The organism is Pseudomonas sp. AC016, from assembly GCF_979253365.1.
Genome location: NZ_CEEDCC010000001.1, coordinates 1,529,932 through 1,550,978 on the forward strand (window position 1 = coordinate 1,529,932; position 21,047 = coordinate 1,550,978).

The window sequence follows — 21,047 nt, forward strand, 5'->3', positions numbered from 1 at the left end:
ATGACCGTATGATGACCACAACGAAGGCCTGGTGGGAACATAGGAAAGACGTGGCCTGGAAGGCCGAAGGCATCATCTGCGAAGCGTAATCGAGGGGCGAAACGACTCAAAAGACGGGCATGAAAAAGGGCGACCGAAGTCGCCCTTTTTAATGGTCAAGCAGAACTCAGTTCTGTTTTTCCATCTGCGCACGCAGCAGGTCACCAATAGTGGTAGGACCAGTGCTTTCAGCTGTTTCAGGCTTGCTACGCAGGCTCTGAATGGCTTCTTTCTCGTCTTCAACGTCTTTCGACTTGATGGACAAGCTGATTACGCGGCTCTTGCGGTCAACGCTGATGATCTTGGCTTCGATCTCTTCGCCTTCTTTCAGAACGTTACGTGCGTCTTCAACGCGGTCACGGCTGATTTCGGAGGCTTTGAGGGTCGCTTCGATGTCGTCGGCCAAAGTGATGATGGCGCCTTTGGCGTCAACTTCTTTAACGATACCGCGAACGATAGCGCCTTTGTCATTGACAGTGACGTACTCGGAGAACGGATCGCTTTCCAGCTGCTTGATACCCAGCGAGATGCGCTCACGCTCTGGATCAACAGACAGGATCACGGTGTCGAGCTCGTCGCCCTTCTTGAAGCGACGTACGGCTTCTTCGCCCACTTCGTTCCAAGAGATGTCGGACAGGTGAACCAGACCGTCGATGCCGCCGTCCAGACCAATGAAGATACCGAAATCGGTGATCGACTTGATGGTGCCGGAGATCTTGTCGCCCTTGTTGAACTGGCCAGAGAAATCTTCCCACGGGTTAGATTTGCACTGCTTGATGCCCAGGGAGATACGACGACGCTCTTCGTCGATGTCCAGAACCATGACTTCCACTTCGTCGCCAACCTGAACGACTTTGGATGGGTGGATGTTCTTGTTGGTCCAGTCCATTTCGGAAACGTGTACCAGGCCTTCCACGCCTTCTTCCAGCTCTGCGAAGCAGCCGTAGTCGGTCAGGTTGGTTACACGCGCGGTAACGCGGGTGCTTTCCGGGTAACGAGCCTTGATAGCAACCCATGGGTCTTCGCCCAGTTGCTTCAGACCCAGGGAAACACGATTGCGCTCGCGATCGTACTTCAGGACCTTCACATCGATCTCGTCGCCAACGTTGACGATTTCGGATGGATGCTTGATACGCTTCCAGGCCATGTCGGTAATGTGCAGCAAGCCATCGACGCCACCCAGATCGACGAATGCGCCGTAATCGGTGAGGTTCTTGACGATACCTTTGACTTGTTGACCTTCCTGCAGGGACTCGAGCAGAGCTTCGCGCTCGGCACTGTTCTCGGCTTCCAGGACACTGCGACGGGAAACGACAACGTTGTTGCGCTTCTGGTCCAGCTTGATGACCTTGAACTCGAGCTCTTTGCCTTCCAGGTGGGTCGTGTCGCGCACAGGGCGAACGTCAACCAGAGAACCAGGCAGGAACGCACGGATGCCGTTAACGTCGACAGTGAAGCCGCCTTTAACCTTACCGTTGATAACGCCCTTGACCACTTCTTCAGCTGCGAAAGCTGCTTCCAGAACAATCCAGCACTCGGCGCGCTTGGCTTTTTCGCGGGACAGCTTGGTTTCGCCAAAGCCGTCTTCGACCGCGTCCAGCGCAACGTGCACTTCGTCACCGACCTTGATGGTCAGCTCGCCAGCGTCGTTGTAGAACTGCTCGAGCGGGATGACGCCCTCGGACTTCAGGCCAGCGTGTACAGTTACCCAATCGCCGTCGATGTCGACAACGATACCGGTAATGATTGCGCCCGGCTGAAGGTTCAGGGTCTTTAGGCTTTCTTCAAAAAGTTCTGCAAAGCTTTCGCTCATTTTAATTCCTGTTGATCAAGGGCGAAGAATACGCCCATCTGCCACGCTCCAGACAACGTGGGTTTCGTTCATATGAAAGGAAGCCTGCAGGACGGGGTCTGGTCTCCTGCATGGCTCCTTGATCATCCGGCGATATCGCGCAGGGCGACTTCACTCAGGATGCGTTCCAGCACCTGCTCGATGGACAATTCGGTTGAATCCAGCTGTATGGCGTCATGCGCCGGCTTGAGCGGGGCTACCGCTCGCTGGGTGTCACGCTCGTCGCGTGCACTTATCTCATCTAGCAGACTCGACAGACTAACATCATCGCCCTTGGCCTTCAACTGCAAGTAACGACGGCGCGCACGCTCTTCGGCACTGGCAGTGAGGAATATCTTCAACGGCGCATCCGGAAACACCACGGTACCCATGTCGCGGCCGTCTGCCACGAGACCCGGTTCTTCCTGAAAGGCACGCTGACGCTGCAGCAGCGCATCACGCACCGCAGGCAGCGAAGCCACCTGCGAGGCACCACTGCCGATCTGCTCATTGCGAATGGCGTGCGTGACGTCCTCGCCTTCGAGAACGATGCGCTGCCCCTGGCCATTGGCCGAGGTCTCGAACTGCACATCCAGGTGGGCAGCCAGCAGCTTGAGGGCTTCTTCGTTGGTCAGATCGACGCCGTGATTGCGCGCCGCGAAGGCCAGCAGACGATACAGGGCGCCCGAATCGAGCAGGCACCAGCCCAGTTTTCTGGCCAGTAACCCGGCCACCGTACCTTTGCCGGAGCCACTGGGTCCGTCGATGGTTATAACAGGTGCTTTGATTTTCACTTTGTGTCCTCTTGCGCTACATGCATGCCGACTTGAGCGCACAGCGCCAGAAAATTGGGAAACGATGGAGCGACATTTGCGCAGTCATGAATATGTACAGGCCCCGAGGCCCGCAATGCAGCCACACTGAAGGCCATGGCGATACGCTGATCGTCGCGCACATCGATCTCGCCACCGCCAATGGCTCCACCCTCGATAATCAGGCCGTCAGGTGCAGGCTCAACCTCGATACCCAGCACGCTTAACCCTTCTGAAATCAGCCGTACCGTCTCTAGCTCGTCGCCCTGCAGCTCTTGCGCGCTGCGCAGAATGGTACGCCCTTCTGCGCAGGCTGCGGCAATGCACAACACAGGAAAGTCGTCGAGCGCCAGCGGGACGAGTGTTTCAGGGATGTCCGCGCCCCGCAGCCGCGCAGAGCGCACATGCACATCCGCGATGGTTTCACCCGCCTGCTCACGGACATCGTGCAGCACGATATCGGCGCCCAGCAGGCGCAGGATATCGATCACTCCGATGCAGGCATCGCTCATGCTGACACCCACGAGCAACAGGTCAGCGGATTCACAAATGGAGGCTGCCACCATGAACAGCGCGGCCGACGCGGTATCCACAGGCCCGTCGATACGATGACTGGCTTTGCCCAACGCCGCGCCGTGCACCCCGGCCACTCCGGACGAACGGGCCTCCCCGCGGGCGCGAAGCGTCAGAATCCGGCCGAAATGTTCACGGGCTGCCCGGGCGCGCGTGAATACGCTCAGCAATTGATGACCATCACCGGCGTCCACGGCATCGCGCAGAACGTCAAGGTCGGCGCGAAAGGTGTCCAGCGTGCGCAAGACTGCGTCCCGGTTGGCCAGAAAAATGTCGTGCCACATGACCGGATCGCTGCCCGCGATGCGCGTGAAATCCCGGAAACCACCGGCGGCATACCTGAATATTTCGAGATTTTCATTACGTTTGGCCAGCGAATCCACCAGCCCGAACGCAAGCAGATGCGGTAAATGACTGGTCGCTGCCAGCACTTCGTCGTGGCGCTCGACCTGCATGTGCTCGACATCGGCGCCCAGGGCTGACCACAGGCGATCCACCAGCGTCACAGCGTCAGGATCAGTCTCGGCCAACGGCGTCAGAATGACCTTGTGCCTGCGAAACAGCCCGGCATTGGACGCTTCCACTCCGCTTTGCTCGGAACCGGCAATCGGGTGTCCCGGCACGAAGCGCGACGGCATGCGACCAAACGCCTGACGCGCCGCTCGCACGACATTGCCCTTGGCACTGCCGACATCAGTCAACACAGCGTTGCCAAGCTCCAGAGGCGCCAGCAACGCCAGCAGTTTTTCCATCGCCAGGATAGGGACTGCGAGCTGAATGACATCGGCACCGCAGCAGGCGGCCGCAAGACTCTCTTCACAGCGGTCTACAACACCCAACTCCACAGCCAGCTTGCGCGAGTGCGGGTCCAGATCGACGCCGACCACTTCCCGGCAAAGACCGCTTTCACGAACACCCTTGGCGAACGAACCACCGATCAGCCCCAGACCGACGACGACCAGACGACCAATGAGCGGGCCGGTCGCTTGTTCTGACATGACTTCAACCACGTGCGACTGCCTGAAAGCCCGGACGGCTTTCATAACGCTCGGGGGCGATAAACAGATGACTCATGCAACGCCCCCTCAAAGAACCGCTTTCGGGTAGGAACCCAGAACCTTCAAGGCAACGGCTTCATGACTGATCTGCTCCAGCACCGCCTTGACCAGCGGATCCCGGTGATGCCCGACGAAATCGATGAAGAACACGTAGGTCCACTTGCCACTGCGTGAGGGACGGGTCTCGATGCGCGTGAGGTCCAGGCCGTTCTCATGGAACGGCACCAGCAGTTCATGCAACGCACCCGGCTTGTTGCTCATCGACACGATGATCGAGGTCTTGTCGTCGCCGGTCGGAGGCACTTCCTGATTGCCGATGATCAGAAAACGCGTGGAGTTGTCCGGACGGTCTTCGATCTTCTCGGCCAGACGAGTCAGACCATAAAGGCCTGCCGCCATGTCACCGGCAATGGCCGCGGAATTCCACTCGCCTTTCACCCGCTTGGCGGCTTCGGCGTTGCTGGCCACAGCGACGCGCTCCACGTTCGGGTAATGGGCATCCAGCCACTTGCGGCACTGAGCCAGCGACTGGGCGTGGGAGTAGATGCGCGAGATGCTTTCGGTCTTGGTGCTTTCACCAACCAGCAGGTGGTGGTGAATGCGCAACTCGACTTCGCCACAGATGACCATGTCGTGTTCAAGGAAGCTGTCGAGGGTGTGATTGACCGCGCCTTCGGTGGAGTTTTCCACCGGGACCACGCCAAAGTTCACCGCACCGGCAACCACTTCACGGAACACTTCATCAATGGCCGCCATCGGCAGACTGATGACGGCATGACCGAAGTGCTTCATGGCCGCAGCCTGGGTGAACGTGCCTTCCGGGCCGAGGTAGGCAACCTTCAACGGCTGCTCGAGCGCCAGGCATGAAGACATGATTTCGCGGAACAGACGCGCCATCTCTTCGTTGCTCAACGGGCCACGGTTGCGCTCCATGACACGCTTGAGCACTGCCGCTTCACGCTCAGGACGATAAAACACAGGCGCTTCGCCTTCGGCCAGGGAAGACATCTTGACCCGCGCAACTTCCTGCGCACAGCGGGCACGCTCGCTGATCAGCTCGAGAACCTTTTCGTCGAGGCTGTCGATACGGACGCGCAGCGCCTTGAGTTCCTGTTCGGACATCAGCCGTGCTCCTTCTCGAAGTCTTTCATGTAGGTGACCAGTGCGTTGATCGCATTGATGTCCACTGCGTTATAGATGGACGCGCGCATGCCACCGACCGAACGGTGGCCCTTGAGGTTAAGCAGGCCCGCAGCGTCGGCACCGGCCAGGAACGGCTTGTCCAGACGATCATCAGCCAGACGGAACGGCACGTTCATCCACGAGCGATCCGGCTTGTTGATCGGGTTGCTGTACAGTTCGCTGGCATCAATGAAGTCGTACAGCGTGCGCTGTTTGATGTCGTTGAGCTTGCCGATGGCCTCGACGCCACCCTGCTCCTTGAGCCACTCGAAGACCAGACCCGAGAGGTACCAGGCCAGTGTCGGAGGGGTGTTGTACATCGAGCCGTTATCGGCCGCGACCTTGTAGTTGAGCATGGTCGGGCACAGCGAGCGCGCGCGCCCCAGCAGGTCTTCGCGGATGATCACTACCACGATGCCGCTCGGACCGATGTTCTTCTGCGCACCGGCGTAGATCATGCCGAACCGGGAGATATCCACAGGGCGAGACAGAATGTCCGAAGACATGTCGGCGACCAGCGGCACGTCACCGGTTTCCGGAATCCAGTTGAATTCCAGACCGCCGATGGTCTCGTTCGGTGCGTAGTGAACATAGGCAGCGTCTTTGGACAGCTTCCACTCGTTCTGGCCGGGAATGGCAAAATAGTCGTAAGGCTTGGCGCTGGCGGCGACATTGACCGTGCCGTAACGCGAGGCCTCTTCAATCGCCTTCTGCGACCAGATGCCGGTATCGATGTAGTCGGCCTTGCCGTTCTCGGGCAACAGGTTCAGCGCAATCTGCGCAAATTGCTGGCTGGCGCCGCCCTGCAGGAACAGCACCTTGTAATTGGAGGGAATGGACAGCAGGTCACGCAGATCCTGCTCGGCCTTGGTGGCGATTGAGACGAACTCATCGCTGCGATGGCTCATTTCCATGACCGACAGGCCTTTGCCGTGCCAGTCCAGGAGCTCGGCCTGGGCACGTAGCAGAACAGCTTCAGGAAGCGCAGCAGGACCTGCGCAGAAGTTAAAGGCTCGCTTGCTCATATCCACTCTCGTCAAATACGTTTGGGTCTGTACGCACTTTCCCTGCACAGGCCGGGCAGAGACGAAACCGCAGCTTCGGTCTCCACCCGCTTCGGCAGGCATTCCGATTCGCCCGTAGAGCAGGCCGAATGGCGCAAGGGCTGGACTTGCCTGAAATGCAAATGCATTTACAGACGAGCCAGCCCTCAGCGGTATTACTTACTTCACTGCTCAGCCTTGCGAGTCATCGTCATCCGATGCGGCGTCCACCTGCAGGTCTTCACCGGCATCGTCCGACTCAGAAACGTCAGCGATCAGCGCATCAACGCCCTCTTCACCCTCGAGCAGCTCTTCGCCTTCGACTTCCGATGGCTCCTGAACACGCTCCAGACCGACCAGTTTCTCGTCGCTGGCCAGCTTGATCAGAGTGACGCCCTGAGTGTTACGGCCCAGGCTCGACACTTCGCCGACGCGGGTACGGACCAGTGTTCCCTGGTCGGAAATCAGCATGATTTCCTCACCGTCGAGCACCTGAACCGCACCGACCAGACGGCCGTTACGCTCGTTGCTGACCATGGCGATAACGCCCTGACCGCCACGCTTGTACTCAGGGAACTCGGAGATCGCCGTGCGCTTGCCGTAACCGCGCTCGGAGGCCGTCAGGATCTGGCTGCCCTCTTCCGGGATCAGCATGGAGATCAGTTTCTGACCTTCCGGCAGACGCATGCCGCGCACACCGCGAGCCGTACGGCCCATGGCACGAACGTCGGATTCCTTGAAGCGCGTGACCTTGCCGCCATCGGAGAACAGCATGATTTCCTGCTCGCCGTCGGTGATGGCGGCGGAGATCAGGATGTCGCCTTCGTCCAGCTCGAGTGCGATCAGGCCGGAGCTGCGCTGACGGCTGAAGGCCACCAGCGGAGTTTTCTTGACCGTACCGTTGGCGGTAGACATGAAGATGAACGGTGCCTTCTTCTTGTCAGCAGCCTTGACGCGCGCCCTGCGCTCTTCTTCGGTCTCGTTGCTGTTTTCCGCATCATCGACCAGCTCACCTTCGAGGGCTTCGCCTTCTTCGTCAGCCCGCTTGCGCATGGCTTCCAGATCGACCGGCAGCATGGTGGTGATGTATTCGCCGTCGCTCAGCGGCAGCAGGTTGACCAGCGGACGACCACGGGCAGCGCGGGACGCTTCCGGAATCTCGTAGGTCTTGAGCCAGTACACCTTGCCCTTGCTGGAGAACATCAGCAGCGTGGTGTGGCTGTTGGCAACCAGCAGGTGAGCGATGTAATCCTCATCCTTGATGCCGGTCGCCGACTTGCCCTTCCCGCCACGACGCTGCGCCTGATAGACCGCCAGAGGCTGGGTCTTGGCATAGCCACCATGGGAAATAGTCACGACACGCTCTTCTTCGGTGATCAGATCACCCAGAGTCAGGTCCAGACGCGCATCGAGAATCTCGGTGCGACGGGCATCGCCGTATTCGGAGCGAATCAGTTCCAGCTCTTCGCGGATCACTTCCATCAGGCGTGTGGCGCTGTTGAGGATGCGGATCAGCTCGCCGATCTGGGTCAGGATTTCCTGATACTCACCCAGCAGCTTTTCGTGTTCCAGTCCGGTCAGACGGTGCAGACGCAGTTCCAGAATGGCCTGTGCCTGCTCCGGCGACAGAAAATACTTGCCTTCGCGCAGACCATATTGAGGATCGAGGTTTTCCGGGCGGCACGAATCGGCACCGGCACGCTCGACCATCTCGACCACGGCGCTCGATTCCCAAGGCGTGCTGATCAACGCTTCCTTGGCTTCGGCGGGGGTCGGCGAGGCCTTGATCAGGGCGATGACCGGATCGATGTTGGACAGCGCAACCGCCTGACCTTCAAGGATGTGGCCACGCTCACGGGCCTTGCGCAGTTCGAATACGGTACGGCGGGTGACGACTTCACGACGGTGGCGAACGAAGGCTTCCAGCAGGTCCTTGAGGTTCAGGATCCGCGGACGGCCGTCGATCAGCGCAACGATGTTGATGCCGAACACGCTTTGCAGCTGGGTCTGGGCGTAGAGGTTGTTGAGGATAACCTCAGGCACTTCGCCACGACGCAGCTCGATGACCACACGCATGCCGTCCTTGTCGGACTCGTCGCGCAGCTCAGTGATGCCTTCAAGCTTCTTCTCTTTGACCAGCTCGGCGATCTTCTCGATCAGACGCGCCTTGTTCAACTGGTACGGCAGCTCGGTGATGACGATCTGCTGACGTCCACCGACCTTGTCGATGTCTTCGACGATCGAGCGGGCGCGCATATAGATGCGGCCGCGACCGGTGCGATAGGCTTCGATGATGCCGGCGCGACCGTTGATGATCGCGGCCGTCGGAAAGTCGGGGCCCGGGATGTACTGCATCAATTCGTCGACCGTCAACTCGGGGTTGTCGATCAGCGCCAGGCAACCGTCGATGACTTCACCGAGGTTGTGCGGCGGAATGTTGGTCGCCATGCCCACGGCGATACCACTGGAGCCGTTGACCAGCAGGTTGGGAATACGGGTCGGCATGACCGCAGGGATCATTTCGGTGCCGTCGTAGTTCGGCACCCAGTCCACGGTTTCCTTGTGCAGGTCGGCCAGCAGCTCGTGAGCCAGCTTGGTCATGCGCACTTCGGTGTATCGCATCGCTGCAGCGTTGTCGCCGTCGACCGAACCGAAGTTGCCCTGACCGTCGACCAGGAGGTAACGCAGCGAGAACGGCTGAGCCATACGGACGATGGTGTCGTAGACAGCCGTGTCGCCGTGCGGGTGGTACTTACCGATCACGTCACCAACCACACGGGCGGATTTCTTGTACGGCTTGTTCCAGTCGTTGCCCAGTTCGCTCATTGCGAACAGCACGCGCCGGTGCACGGGCTTCAAGCCATCGCGCGCATCCGGCAGAGCTCGACCGACGATAACGCTCATTGCGTAGTCGAGGTAGGACTGCTTCAGCTCGTCTTCGATATTGACCGGGAGGATTTCTTTGGCCAGTTCGCCCATGAGAAGCCTGATTCCTTTTTCTGGTGAAACCTCGCAAACCCATTCGGGGTAAACGAAGCTCGCCGCTGCCAGCATGTGCCGGGCAACGACTTACGACAAATCAATGAGTTAAGACTTGGTTCTGCACAGTGCGGGAGGCTACGAATAGCGTCCCCGGAAACCGCCGGATGTTACCACAATCGCCGAGGCGCTCACATCCTTTGCAAGCGCTGAAAACGAGCCACATCCACGCAGGACGGCTGAGAGACGCTTACAGGCCCGTTCAGCCGCCCTGCTCCGAGGCGATCATGGAGAGATGAAACTTCAATGAAGATGTTTGCGGCTCATCAACTGGGCCATTCTGGCGGTATCGGGACGCTCGACAATGCCCTTTTCGGTCACGATCGCATCGATCAGGTCCGCAGGCGTCACATCGAAGACCGGGTTGAAGGCATCGACGTCGGCACCCACCCGCTGACCGCCCACTTCAAGCAACTCGCGCCCGTCGCGCTCTTCGATGACAATGTCTTCGCCGCTGGCCATATCCATGTCGATGGTCGAACTCGGCGCAACCACCATGAAGCGCACGCCATGGTGCATGGCAGCGACCGCCAGTTGATAGGTGCCGATCTTGTTCGCCACGTCGCCATTGGCCGTGATGCGGTCGGCGCCAACGATGACCCAGGTGATGCCTTTGGTGCGCATCAGGTGCGCGGCGGCGGAGTCGGCGTTCAGGGTCACCGGAATGCCTTCGTTGGCCAGTTCCCAGGCGGTCAACCGGGAGCCCTGCAGCCAGGGACGGGTTTCATCGGCGTAGACGCGCTCGATCATGCCTTCCAGATGCGCCGCACGGATCACGCCCAGTGCCGTACCGAAACCGCCGGTTGCCAGCGCCCCGGTGTTGCAGTGGGTCAGCACGGTCTGCAGATTGCCCTGATGCTTGCGAATCAGGTCGGCGCCGAGCTGGGCCATGGTCAGGTTGGCTTCGCGGTCGCTCAGGTGAATGGCCACGGCTTCAGCTTCCAGAAACACCAACGGATCATCCGTCGCCTTCAGACGCTGCAAGCGATCACGCATGCGATTCAGTGCCCAGAACAGGTTGACCGCCGTAGGACGTGAGTCTGCAAGCAGCGCGAAATCATCCTCCAGCGCTGATCGCCAGTCGCCACCGGCCGCGATCCTGGCCCGCGCACCGAGCACCACGCCGTAGGCAGCACTGATGCCGATGGCAGGCGCACCGCGCACGACCATCGAGCGAATGGCCTCCGCCACGCCCGCAGCACTGGTGTAGGCGTGCCAGGTTTCCTCGAACGGCAGTACCCGCTGATCCAGCAGGTACAGAGCGTCGTCCCGCCAATCGATGGCCTTTACTTTCTCCGCAGCCAACAGTCGATCGCGCATCGCCCACTCCATCTTGAAATCCAAAGCCAGAATCAAAAGCGGCTGATTATAGCGAGCCGCCCGCCAAGACGCTCGGGTATACTTCGCCATCACCGTAATAAGCTCTGGAAGCCCTGTCATGCCGAACGCCACAGCACCGCTCGACCTTCTGCTCCTGCCCACCTGGCTGGTACCGGTCGAGCCCGCAGGCGTGGTCCTCAAGGAACACGGCATCGGCATTCGTGATGGCCTGATCGTCTACATAGGCCCGAAAGCCGAGGCACTGAAGCAGAACGCTGCGCAGATCCGGGAACTGCCAGGCATGCTCCTCAGCCCTGGCCTGATCAACGCCCACGGTCATGCCGCGATGACATTGTTTCGCGGGCTGGCGGACGATCTGCCGCTGATGACTTGGCTGCAGGACCATATCTGGCCTGCCGAGGGCAAATGGGTCGATGAGGATTTCGTGCGTGACGGCACGGACCTGGCCATTGCCGAACAGCTCAAGGGCGGCATCACCTGCTTCTCGGACATGTATTTCTACCCCAAGGTGGCCGCCGACCGTGTGCATGTCAGCGGAATGCGCGCCCAGATAACGGTACCAGTGCTGGACTTTCCGATTCCCGGTGCCCGCAACACCGACGAAGCTTTGCACGCCGGGATCGAGCTGTTCAACGATCTGGCTCATCACCCGCGCATCCGCATCGCCTTTGGCCCGCATGCCCCCTACACCGTGGGTGATGAAAATCTGGAAAAGGTCCGGGTCATTGCCGACGAACTCGACGCCACCATCCAGATGCATGTCCACGAGACGGCGTTCGAAGTCGAGCAGGCCGTTAACCAGCATCAGGAGCGGCCGCTGGCACGCCTCAACCGTCTGGGCCTGCTCGGCCCGCGCTTCCAGGCCGTGCACATGACCCAGATCAGCGATGACGATCTGGCCCTGTTGGTCGAGAGCAATACCCATATCATTCACTGCCCCGAGTCCAACCTGAAACTGGCCAGCGGCTTCTGCCCGGTCGAGCGTCTGTGGCAGGCGGGTGTCAACGTGGCCGTGGGCACTGACGGCGCCGCCAGCAACAACGACCTGGACCTGCTCGGAGAAACCCGCACCGCCGCCCTGCTCGCCAAGGCCGTTGCAGGCTCGGCGACGGCGCTCGACGCACACCGTGCGCTGCGCATGGCCACGCTCAATGGCGCACGGGCGCTCGGCATCCAGGCCGACACCGGCTCGCTGGAATTGGGCAAGGCTGCCGACATGGTCGCCTTCGACCTGTCCGGCCTGGCCCAGCAACCGATCTACGATCCGGTCTCCCAGCTTATATATGCCACCGGCCGCGACTGCGTGAGCCATGTATGGGTGGCGGGCAAGCAGCTGCTCGACGACCGCCGTCTGACCCGAATGGACGAACAGGCGTTGCGCGATACCGCCATGGCCTGGGGTCGCCGCATTTCAGGGCAGACATCCGGGCAAGGCGAAGAGACGCGCTGACCGATCAAACCGAACAGAAGACTGTCTGGTTATGTATAGCCAGACAGATGAAACCGAATTTTGAGTTCAAGAGGTATATCCGATGAGCAACGTCGACCGCGCAGAAATCGCCAAATTCGAGGCACTCGCCCATCGCTGGTGGGACCGCGAAAGCGAATTCAAGCCATTGCACGACATCAATCCCCTGCGGGTGAACTGGATCGACGAGCGCGTCAATCTGGCTGGCAAGAAGGTCCTCGACGTCGGCTGCGGCGGCGGCATTCTCAGTGAGGCCATGGCCTTGCGCGGCGCAACCGTGACCGGCATCGACATGGGCGAGGCACCATTGGCCGTTGCCCAGTTGCACCAACTGGAATCGGGCGTCAGCGTCGAATATCGGCAGATCACCGCCGAAGACATGGCCGAGGAAATGCCCGAGCAGTTCGACGTGGTGACCTGCCTGGAAATGCTGGAACACGTGCCGGACCCTTCGTCGGTGATCCGCGCCTGCTATCGCATGGTCAAACCGGGCGGTCAGGTGTTCTTCTCGACCATCAACCGCAACCCGAAGGCCTACCTGTTCGCTGTGGTCGGTGCCGAGTACATTCTGGGCCTGCTGCCGCGCGGCACCCACGACTTCAAGAAATTCATCCGCCCGTCCGAGCTGGGCGCCTGGAGCCGTGAGGCTGGTCTGCAGGTCAAGGACATCACCGGCCTGACCTACAACCCGCTGACCAAGCATTACAAGCTGGCCTCGGATGTCGACGTCAACTACATGATCCAGACCCTGCGGGAGGCTTGAAGCATGCGCCTGAGAGCGGTTTTATTCGACATGGACGGCACCCTCCTCGATACCGCACCGGACTTCATCGCCATTGCCCAGGCGATGCTGGCTGATCGTGGCTTCCCGGCGGTATCGGACAAGCTGATTCGCGACGAAATATCAGGCGGTGCCAAAGCCATGGTCGCGGCGACCTTTGCGATGTCGCCGAACGAACCGGAATTCGAGGCCCTGCGTCTGGAGTTTCTCGAGCGCTACCAGCGCGACTGCGCCGTGCACAGCAAGCTGTTCGATGGGATGGCTGAACTGTTGACCGACATCGAGAAGGCCGGACTGATCTGGGGCGTTGTCACCAACAAGCCCGTGCGCTTCGCCGAGCCGATCATGCAACAGCTTGGCCTTGCCGAACGCTCCGCACTGCTGATCTGCCCGGATCATGTGACCCACAGCAAGCCTCACCCGGAACCACTGATCCTGGCGTGCAAGATGCTCGACCTGGACCCGGCCAGCGTCCTGTTCGTCGGCGACGACCTGCGCGACATCGAATCCGGGCGCGATGCAGGCACACGCACGGCAGCGGTGCGCTACGGTTATATCCACCCCAACGACAATCCTGATCACTGGGGTGCTGACGTTGTGGTCGATCACCCACTGGAACTGCGCAAGGTGCTGGACAACGCCCTGTGCAGTTGCTGAGCCACAGACAATCGTTCGAGGTCTTTCATGTTTGATTATTCCGCTCGCCCGGACCTGCTCAAGGACCGGGTGATTCTGGTGACCGGCGCGGGTCGGGGTATCGGCGCCGCCGCTGCAAAAACCTATGCCGCCCACGGCGCAACCGTCCTGCTGCTGGGCAGGACCGAAGCCAGCCTCACCGCGATCTATGACGAAATCGAAGCCGCTGAACAGCCTCAGCCGGTGGTGATTCCATTTGACCTGGAAACCGCCCTGCCCCAGCAGTACGACGAACTGGCCACAATGATCGAAACCGAGTTCGGCCGCCTGGATGGCCTGCTGCACAACGCGTCGATCATCGGGCCACGCGCCCCGCTCGAGCAGCTATCCAGCGAGGAGTTTGCCCGGGTCATGCATGTCAACGTCAACTCGACGTTCATGCTGACTCAGGCTCTGCTGCCGCTGCTCAAACGCTCGGAGGATGCGTCGGTGGCATTCACCTCCAGCAGCGTCGGCCGCAAGGGGCGCGCGCACTGGGGCGCCTATGGCGTCTCCAAATTCGCCACCGAGGGCCTGATGCAGACCCTGGCAGACGAGCTTGAAGGGGTCACGGCGGTACGCGCCAACAGCATCAACCCTGGCGCAACCCGTACCGGCATGCGCGCCCAGGCCTACCCGGCCGAAAACCCGCTGAACAACCCGGCACCGGAAGACATCATGCCGGTGTATCTGTACCTGATGGGGCCAGACAGCAAGGGCATCAATGGTCAGGCTTTAAACGCCCGGTAACATCTGGAACGTCATTGTTCAACCTAATAAAAATAGTTTGGGATGCGACTTGCCGGCCTCGGTGCCGGCTCAGTCCCCCGATGTAGCGCCTGAAAAATGACATGTCCAAAAAGTTACTTCCCAGGATCAATCACTTGCAGCAAAACAAAGTACCGTCAATAAATCGCCGCACTCATCGACTTGCACCTATAACGCAATCACTTAAGTCATTGATTAATTTAATCTCTTGCTGTCAATGAACCGAATGGCACGACTTTCGCTCTAACCCTGCCAAGCCAGCAACGTGCTGAGGAGCGAACCGATGAGTTCTCCTACCCGGACCCATGCAATCGATTTCGATACCGCCAGGCTTCAATGCCTCGGTTTTCGCAATCGTCCCAATGCCGAACTGCCGCCTGTAACGCTGGATGAACTGGTCAAACAGTTGGGGCTGCAATTACAGACCAGCCTGGAAGCCGAAAGAATACTCACGCTGTTCTTTCAGGGTGTTCAACGACTCATTCCATTGGAAGGCCTGATATATCGCCATTCAAAGAGTGATCTGCAACTGCGCCTGGGTGAAAACGCGCTTCACGTTACCGATTTCCATCTGCGTCATGACGGCGAAGACATCGGCCAGCTGGAGCTGCAGACCGCTCAAGTGATCGATGATGCCCGGTTGCATGATCTGGAAACCCTGCTGGCGTGCCTTCTGTACCCGCTGCTCAACGCACTGCTTTATCGCATTGCCACGCAGAGTGCACTGCGTGATGCCCTGACCAATACCGGCAACCGCGTGGCAATGGACCAGAGCCTGGCCCGGGAAGTGGACATCTCACGGCGCCATAAGCAGCCGTTGTCGGTGTTGATGCTGGACATCGATCACTTCAAGAAAGTGAACGATAGCTATGGTCATTACACCGGAGATCAAGTGCTCAAAAGCATAGCGCTGACCCTCAAGGGGCAATTGCGCAACATAGACCGGATTTTTCGCTACGGCGGAGAAGAATTCGTGGTGATCCTGGCTAACACCGACGGCGTCAGCGCAGGCCTGGTAGGCGAGCGCCTGAGGCAGGCCGTACGGGAATTACGCTTCAATGAGTTCGCACCGGCACTGACGATGACGGTGAGCCTGGGCTGTTCGACCCTGCTGTCAGCGGAAACCGCTGACAGCCTGTTACGCAGAGCGGACGACGCGCTCTATGCCGCAAAACGCGAGGGCCGTAACCGGCTGGCCATGGCCTGCTGAAGCATCTGGCGCCTCGCCTGCGATTGTCGGTGAGTCAGGCCTGCTCCGCCATGGCGCGCTCGCGTGCCGGTTTGACCTTTTCGAGCTGCATGCAGCGTTCCAGAAAGAGATACATATAGTCGTAGCTCTTGGTGACCGCCTGACGCAACTCGTTCTGCAACTGCACACCGGGATTGTTGCCCACCAACGTGCAGATGATTTCCAGTGCTTCCCAAGGGTGCGCGTCGTCATACTGAGCATGCATCTTTAGCCACTTCATGGCTTTCTTGCGGGTTTCGTCAGGAAATGCCTCGGCATAAGCGCCAGTGGAACAGACCACAGCCGACCACTCCCCCGTTGCCCCTTCGATAGCGTAATTGGTCGCGGCCATCGCGACTGCCAGTGAATCCGAAGAGCTGGTCTGCCAGCACCAGTGACTCAGCGCATGCAACTCGGGCGAGACCTGCTGGTCATGCAGATCATCCAGCGATACGTCGTGCGCGGCACACCAGTTCACCCAGTAATCGGCGTGATTGAGTTCCACACGGATGTTGCGCATCAGCCAGCGACGCGCCATGTCCTCACCAGGATGACGGCCAAAGCGGGTCTTGGTCAGGTTCTTGGCCATGTAGACGGCAAACTGCTCGACAACGGGCCAGCCGCCAATCAGGTAGTGACGCATGATTCGCGGGCTGAGCGTCGCGTCCCGCATCTTCTGATAAAGCTCGTGCTCAACCACGCGAGCCTTGGCAGCACTGCAATCGTTGATCAACTTCTGCGCCCATGCCGGATAACTGCTGGCTTCCATGAGCGGACCGGTTCTATTGAAAGTGTCGATCACTGTGTAGCTCCTTGTAGTGGCTTATACGGTTCAACTGAACGTTCCCGGCGAATGGAACATTACAGGGTCGGGTCGTACGGGATGGGTATAAAGACTTTCACAGGTCAACAGCTCAGGACGCCCGATCAGATATCCCTGAGCAAAATCCACGCCTATTTCCTCAAGTGCGGCTTCGATCTGCGGTGTTTCCACAAACTCTGCAATCGTGCGCTTGCCCATGACATGACCGATATTATTGATGACCTCGACCATGGCTCGATTGATCGGGTTATCGAGCATGTCCTTGACGAAACTTCCGTCGATTTTCAGAAAGTCGACCGGCAGGTGTTTGAGGTAGGCAAAAGACGACATGCCCGAACAGAAATCATCCAGTGAAAACAGGCAACCGAGAGACTTCAGCTCATTGATGAAGCGAATGGCGCTTTCAAGATCGGCAATGGCGCTGGTTTCGGTGATTTCAAAACAGATCATTTCGGGTGCAACACCAAACATTTTGAATTGCGATTTCAAATAGTCGAGAAATGCATCGTCACCAATACTCGATCCGGACAGATTGATCGCACACATGGCCTGCGGCGCCTGATGCCGTTGCTCGATCTGGCACCTGGCTATGACCTGAAAAACGTTATGGACCACCCACCGGTCAAGTGTAGTCATCAATCCGTAGCGCTCGGCAGCGGGTATGAAGCTGTCGGGCGCAACCATCCGCCCCGATTCATCACGCAAGCGCAACAGAATCTCGATATGCCTGACGCCATCGCCAGGTTGTCTGATCGATGCGATCTCCTGCGCAAACAGACAGAAGCGATCCTCGTCCATCGCAATGTGCAATCTCTGGATCCAGGCCATCTCATCGGACCTTATCGACAGCGCAGTGTCATCGGAGCGGTACACCTGAACGCGGTTGCGCCCCTTCTCCTTGGCCATGTAGCACGCCATGTCGGCGGCACAGAGTGAAGCTTCCAGCGTCGTGGGGGCGTCACCCAGGTGCACCAGGCCGATGCTGACGGTGGTCACGAACGGGCGGCCCTTCCACATGAAATGCAGGTTCTGCACGATCTGGCGTAAGTTTTCAGCAATCTCGTGAGCCCTGTTCGCGGAGCAGTCAGCCAGCAGTACGCCGAACTCGTCTCCGCCCAGCCGCGCCAGCGTGTCGCCGTCGCGCAGGCCCTGCGGCAGCGCCTTGCAGATATGACGCAGCAACTCGTCACCTGCAGCATGCCCGCTGGTGTCGTTGACCAGCTTGAACTGATCGAGGTCCAGGAACATCAGGCAATGGCTGCCGGGCTCCGAATGGGCGACGTTGAGGACCTGCTGCAGGCGGTATTCGAACTCACTGCGGTTGACCAGTCCGGTCAGCGCGTCATGGGCGGCCTGCCACGACAGGTTGGCAATGTACTGGCGCTCCTGCGTCATGTCGTGCAAGACCAGCACGGCGCCACTGACCACGCCTTCGGTATAGATCGGCGAGCCGACCAGCGCCACCGACACCGTGCTGCCATCGAGCCGTTGAATGAGCTTGCTGTTGGCGCTGCCGCCCTTGAGCTTGCCGCCAAGGATGTGGTCGATCAGTGTCGAGCTGTCACGCTGATCGTTTTCATCCAGCAGATTGAACAACGCCGCCAGCGGCAAACCGTTGGCCTGCGCGTTTTTCCAGTGCGTCAGGCCTTCGGCCGCCGGGTTCATATAGACAATAGAGCCCTTGACGTCGGTGGTGATCACTCCGTCGCCAATCGACTCCAGGGTGATCTGTGCCCGCTCGCGCTCGAGTTGCCAGGCATCCGCAAACAGGCGCCGCTGGGCGATGAGTTTGCGCACGCGCCAGAACGCCAGCAGGATCAAAACGAACGCCGTGACCAGATTGATCACCACCAGCAGCTTGAGGATGAAGCGTGATCCTTCGCCCAGCGCATCACTAAAGGCCTTGGCAGCCGGTGCCACGCCTTCGTTGATGGCCTTGATACGGGTGCGCCATTGCTCGACCTCGGCAGGCGTGACGTTCCCTGCGCGGACCCGGTCGTGAATCTCGCCGGCCAGCGTATTGAGCTGCATCAGATAGCTGTCGCCCACCGTCCAGTGCTCGATGGCGGTTTTCATGAAGCTGAAATCGCGGAAATTCAGGTACATCCAGATGATGCCGGCCGCATCGTCCGGGTGATTGCCGCCCTGGAGAATCCCGGCCCTGGCATCGGAGAGTGACGGAACCGGTCTGTTCAACGCTTCGCGCAGGGCATGTCCGCCTTGCGGAACCGCAAAGGCTTCCTGGTATTTCACATAGTCACTTTCCTCGTGCCAGTTGGCGTAAAGACCGAGGTAATGAATGGCGTCCTTCTGGCCCTTGGACCAGAGGCTCTCGCCTACCACATAGCTGCGCACCGCAGACATCGTATAAAGGCTGACACACCCCAACAGCGCTTGAAACAAAGCTACCGCAATGAAGGGCCAGACAATGGCTGTCAGGCGAGGCTTGGGAAAGGTCCATGTCTGCTTCATGGGTTCGCGTCACCACATGCCTGAAGATCGTTCTGAGCAGAGCCTAGGCTAAAACCGCATATGATGGCAGGTGATTTTATCGAATTTGACACAACGTTCGCGTAAATACGGGACGTAATGACTCAGATTTGTTGCAGGTGGCCGTACAGCTTGGCGTAAAGGCCACCATCGGCGATCAATTGCTGATGGTCTCCGTCTTCGGCGATGCGTCCGCCGTCGAAGACCAGAACACGGTCGGCCTGCTTCACGGCAGAAAGACGATGGGCGATGATCAGCGTGGTGCGGCTGCGCAGAAAACGCGCAAGGGCAAGATGCAGGTTGTATTCGGTCGCGGCATCCAGCGCCGAGGTGGCTTCATCGAGGATGACCACCTTGGGGTCGGACAACACCATGCGGGCAATGGCCATACGCTGCCGCTGGCCGCCGGAAAGCCGCACCCCGGACCGCCCCACAATGCTGTCCAGGCCATCCGGGAGTTCACGGATGGCAGGTTCCAGCTGCGCGACTTCCAGCGCCCGCCAGCAGGCCTCGTCGGTGCAGTCGCGACCCATGGTCAGGTTGGCCCGGACGGTATCGTTGAACAGCGCCGGGTGCTGCAGAACCACCGCCACGTTCTCGCGTACCCGCTCCAGGCCGATCTCCTGCTGAGTGGCGCCGCCGAAGCGGATCGAGCCGGTCTGCGCGGTGTAGAGGCCGAGCAACAGCTGCACCAGTGTGCTTTTGCCACCGCCACTGGCACCCACGATTGCTACTTTCTCGCCCGGCGCAATGGTCAGGTTCAGCTGGTCCAGCACCAGATCCTCGCCATAACCGAAGCTGACGCCACGCACCTCGATACCGACGGTCTCCTTACCTTCGAACGGATCGACGCTGCCCACGTATTGCGGCTCGTCACCGCGGGCAAGCAGTTCGTTGATACGTGTCAGCGCCCCGCCCGCCGCGTAATAGGCATATTGCAGGTTCAGCAACTGCTCGACAGGCGTCATCATGAACCACAGGTAACTGAATACCGCGAGCATCTGGCCAATGGACAGGTCCGAGAACAGCACCGTGAGCATGGCGGCTGCGCGGAAGATATCGATACCAAACTGAAACAGCAGACCGCTGGCACGCCCGGAAGCATCGCTTTTCCATTGGGAGTTGATGGCGTAATCGCGTACTTCCTGAGCTTTCAGGCCCAGCCGACCGAGGAAAAAGCCCTGACGATTGCCCGCCCGCACTTCCTGAATGGCGTCCAGGGTTTCGGTCAGGGCCTGGGTGAAACGCGAGGTGCTGTCGTTTTCCAGCTTCTTCAGATGCTTGACCCGCTTGCCCAGCTTTACCGTGACAAAGATCACCAGCGGGTTGAACAGCATGATCAGCAGCGCCAGCTTCCAGTGCATCCACATCAGGATGCCCGCCGTGCCCGCCAGCGTCAGGGTCGCCACCAGAAGGCGACTCAGGGTCTCGCCAACGAACTTGTCCAGCGTGTCGAGATCGGTGACCAGATGCGTGGTGACCATGCCGCTGCCCAGGCTTTCGTATTCGCGCAGGGAAATGCGTTTGAGCCGTTCGATGAGCCGTAGCCGGATGCGGTAGACGATGTCCTTGGCCAGTCGGGCGAACAGCCTTGCCTGCAGGACGTTGAACAGCAAGGCCCCGGCGCGCAGGACCAGCGTCAGCAACAGCATCAGACCGATGTAACCGACAGCCTTCTGCAGGCTGTCGGGCAACAGATGGTCCATGACCTTGAGCGCCGCATCGCCACGCCCCAGCAATACTTCATCCACCAGCAAAGGCAGAAGTAACGGGATCGGCACGCTGCACAACGTCGCCAGTATCGCCACGCCGTTGGCGATCCACAGGGCTTTCTTGTGGCGCAAGGCAAGCCGTCGAATCTCGGCCCAACTCAATGCATCGTGGCGCACGCCTTCG

At 59.6% G+C, this 21,047-nt stretch carries 15 protein-coding genes; 5 read left to right on the forward strand and 10 right to left on the reverse strand.

What is annotated here, in order from left to right; translation table 11 throughout:
• Positions 1-166: 166 nt before the first annotated feature.
• From rpsA to mtnA, 7 genes are all read right to left on the reverse strand, one after another.
• On the reverse strand, positions 167-1,852 hold the full coding sequence (gene rpsA, locus AC0IXS_RS06725) for a 30S ribosomal protein S1 (RefSeq protein ID WP_024689000.1): 1,686 nt from the start codon (positions 1,850-1,852) through the stop codon (positions 167-169).
• A 122-nt stretch (positions 1,853-1,974) separates the two neighbouring features.
• Positions 1,975-2,664, reverse strand: coding sequence for a (d)CMP kinase (gene cmk / locus AC0IXS_RS06730; RefSeq protein ID WP_004884109.1), 690 nt, complete (start codon positions 2,662-2,664; stop codon positions 1,975-1,977).
• Entirely contained in the window at positions 2,661-4,265 is a 1,605-nt protein-coding gene (locus AC0IXS_RS06735; RefSeq protein ID WP_057410515.1) for a prephenate dehydrogenase/arogenate dehydrogenase family protein, read from the reverse strand. The genes cmk and AC0IXS_RS06735 overlap by 4 nt, the downstream gene beginning before the upstream one ends.
• A 75-nt stretch (positions 4,266-4,340) precedes the next feature.
• Positions 4,341-5,435 (reverse strand): prephenate dehydratase, encoded by a 1,095-nt coding sequence (pheA, locus tag AC0IXS_RS06740; protein ID WP_025993840.1) that lies wholly within the window; start codon positions 5,433-5,435, stop codon positions 4,341-4,343.
• On the reverse strand, positions 5,435-6,520 hold the full coding sequence (gene serC, locus AC0IXS_RS06745) for a 3-phosphoserine/phosphohydroxythreonine transaminase (RefSeq protein ID WP_057410501.1): 1,086 nt from the start codon (positions 6,518-6,520) through the stop codon (positions 5,435-5,437). The genes pheA and serC overlap by 1 nt, the downstream gene beginning before the upstream one ends.
• A gap of 210 nt (positions 6,521-6,730) precedes the next feature.
• Positions 6,731-9,517, reverse strand: coding sequence for a DNA gyrase subunit A (gene gyrA / locus AC0IXS_RS06750; RefSeq protein ID WP_057410500.1), 2,787 nt, complete (start codon positions 9,515-9,517; stop codon positions 6,731-6,733).
• A 303-nt stretch (positions 9,518-9,820) separates the two neighbouring features.
• A complete protein-coding gene (gene mtnA, locus AC0IXS_RS06755; RefSeq protein ID WP_004884114.1) occupies positions 9,821-10,897 on the reverse strand; it encodes an S-methyl-5-thioribose-1-phosphate isomerase in 1,077 nt (358 codons plus the stop codon).
• A gap of 118 nt (positions 10,898-11,015) precedes the next feature.
• On the opposite strand from mtnA, the gene AC0IXS_RS06760 reads away from it, so the two are divergent.
• The 5 genes from AC0IXS_RS06760 to AC0IXS_RS06780 all read left to right on the forward strand — a co-directional run bounded on the left by AC0IXS_RS06760 (position 11,016) and on the right by AC0IXS_RS06780 (position 15,820).
• On the forward strand, positions 11,016-12,368 hold the full coding sequence (locus AC0IXS_RS06760; RefSeq protein ID WP_057410499.1) for a TRZ/ATZ family hydrolase: 1,353 nt from the start codon (positions 11,016-11,018) through the stop codon (positions 12,366-12,368).
• A gap of 82 nt (positions 12,369-12,450) precedes the next feature.
• Positions 12,451-13,149: a bifunctional 2-polyprenyl-6-hydroxyphenol methylase/3-demethylubiquinol 3-O-methyltransferase UbiG gene (gene ubiG, locus AC0IXS_RS06765; RefSeq protein WP_025993835.1), complete on the forward strand. Its 699-nt coding sequence runs from the start codon at positions 12,451-12,453 to the stop codon at positions 13,147-13,149.
• 3 nt (positions 13,150-13,152) lie between these two features.
• A complete protein-coding gene (gene mupP / locus AC0IXS_RS06770; protein ID WP_004884117.1) occupies positions 13,153-13,824 on the forward strand; it encodes an N-acetylmuramic acid 6-phosphate phosphatase MupP in 672 nt (223 codons plus the stop codon).
• 27 nt (positions 13,825-13,851) lie between these two features.
• Positions 13,852-14,592 (forward strand): YciK family oxidoreductase, encoded by a 741-nt coding sequence (locus AC0IXS_RS06775; RefSeq protein ID WP_122690850.1) that lies wholly within the window; start codon positions 13,852-13,854, stop codon positions 14,590-14,592.
• Positions 14,593-14,893: 301 nt separating this feature from the next.
• On the forward strand, positions 14,894-15,820 hold the full coding sequence (locus AC0IXS_RS06780) for a GGDEF domain-containing protein (RefSeq protein ID WP_004884119.1): 927 nt from the start codon (positions 14,894-14,896) through the stop codon (positions 15,818-15,820).
• Positions 15,821-15,854: 34 nt separating this feature from the next.
• Here the strand turns inward: AC0IXS_RS06780 and AC0IXS_RS06785 are convergent, their stop codons facing one another.
• The 3 genes from AC0IXS_RS06785 to AC0IXS_RS06795 form a co-directional block, all read right to left on the reverse strand.
• Positions 15,855-16,640 carry a TenA family transcriptional regulator gene (locus AC0IXS_RS06785; RefSeq protein WP_057410497.1) on the reverse strand — a complete coding sequence of 262 codons (786 nt, stop codon included), beginning with the start codon at positions 16,638-16,640 and terminating at the stop codon, positions 15,855-15,857.
• Between the two features lie 30 nt (positions 16,641-16,670).
• Positions 16,671-19,133: an EAL domain-containing protein gene (locus tag AC0IXS_RS06790; RefSeq protein WP_471824187.1), complete on the reverse strand. Its 2,463-nt coding sequence runs from the start codon at positions 19,131-19,133 to the stop codon at positions 16,671-16,673.
• Positions 19,134-19,255: 122 nt separating this feature from the next.
• The gene (locus AC0IXS_RS06795) at positions 19,256-21,040 is read right to left on the reverse strand and encodes an ABC transporter ATP-binding protein (RefSeq protein ID WP_161627603.1); all 1,785 of its coding nucleotides are present in this window, start codon (positions 21,038-21,040) and stop codon (positions 19,256-19,258) included.
• Between the last annotated feature and the right edge of the window lie 7 nt (positions 21,041-21,047).

Excerpts from the sequence above, each read along its gene's own strand:
- rpsA (WP_024689000.1), bottom strand. The coding sequence starts at position 1,852 with ATGAGCGAAAGCTTTGCAGAACTTTTTGAAGAAAGCCTAAAGACCCTG.
- pheA (WP_025993840.1), bottom strand. The coding sequence starts at position 5,435 with ATGTCCGAACAGGAACTCAAGGCGCTGCGCGTCCGTATCGACAGCCTC.
- serC (WP_057410501.1), bottom strand. The coding sequence starts at position 6,520 with ATGAGCAAGCGAGCCTTTAACTTCTGCGCAGGTCCTGCTGCGCTTCCT.
- gyrA (WP_057410500.1), bottom strand. The coding sequence starts at position 9,517 with ATGGGCGAACTGGCCAAAGAAATCCTCCCGGTCAATATCGAAGACGAG.
- mtnA (WP_004884114.1), bottom strand. The coding sequence starts at position 10,897 with ATGCGCGATCGACTGTTGGCTGCGGAGAAAGTAAAGGCCATCGATTGG.
- AC0IXS_RS06760 (WP_057410499.1), top strand. The coding sequence starts at position 11,016 with ATGCCGAACGCCACAGCACCGCTCGACCTTCTGCTCCTGCCCACCTGG.
- ubiG (WP_025993835.1), top strand. The coding sequence starts at position 12,451 with ATGAGCAACGTCGACCGCGCAGAAATCGCCAAATTCGAGGCACTCGCC.
- mupP (WP_004884117.1), top strand. The coding sequence starts at position 13,153 with ATGCGCCTGAGAGCGGTTTTATTCGACATGGACGGCACCCTCCTCGAT.
- AC0IXS_RS06775 (WP_122690850.1), top strand. The coding sequence starts at position 13,852 with ATGTTTGATTATTCCGCTCGCCCGGACCTGCTCAAGGACCGGGTGATT.
- AC0IXS_RS06780 (WP_004884119.1), top strand. The coding sequence starts at position 14,894 with ATGAGTTCTCCTACCCGGACCCATGCAATCGATTTCGATACCGCCAGG.
- AC0IXS_RS06790 (WP_471824187.1), bottom strand. The coding sequence starts at position 19,133 with ATGAAGCAGACATGGACCTTTCCCAAGCCTCGCCTGACAGCCATTGTC.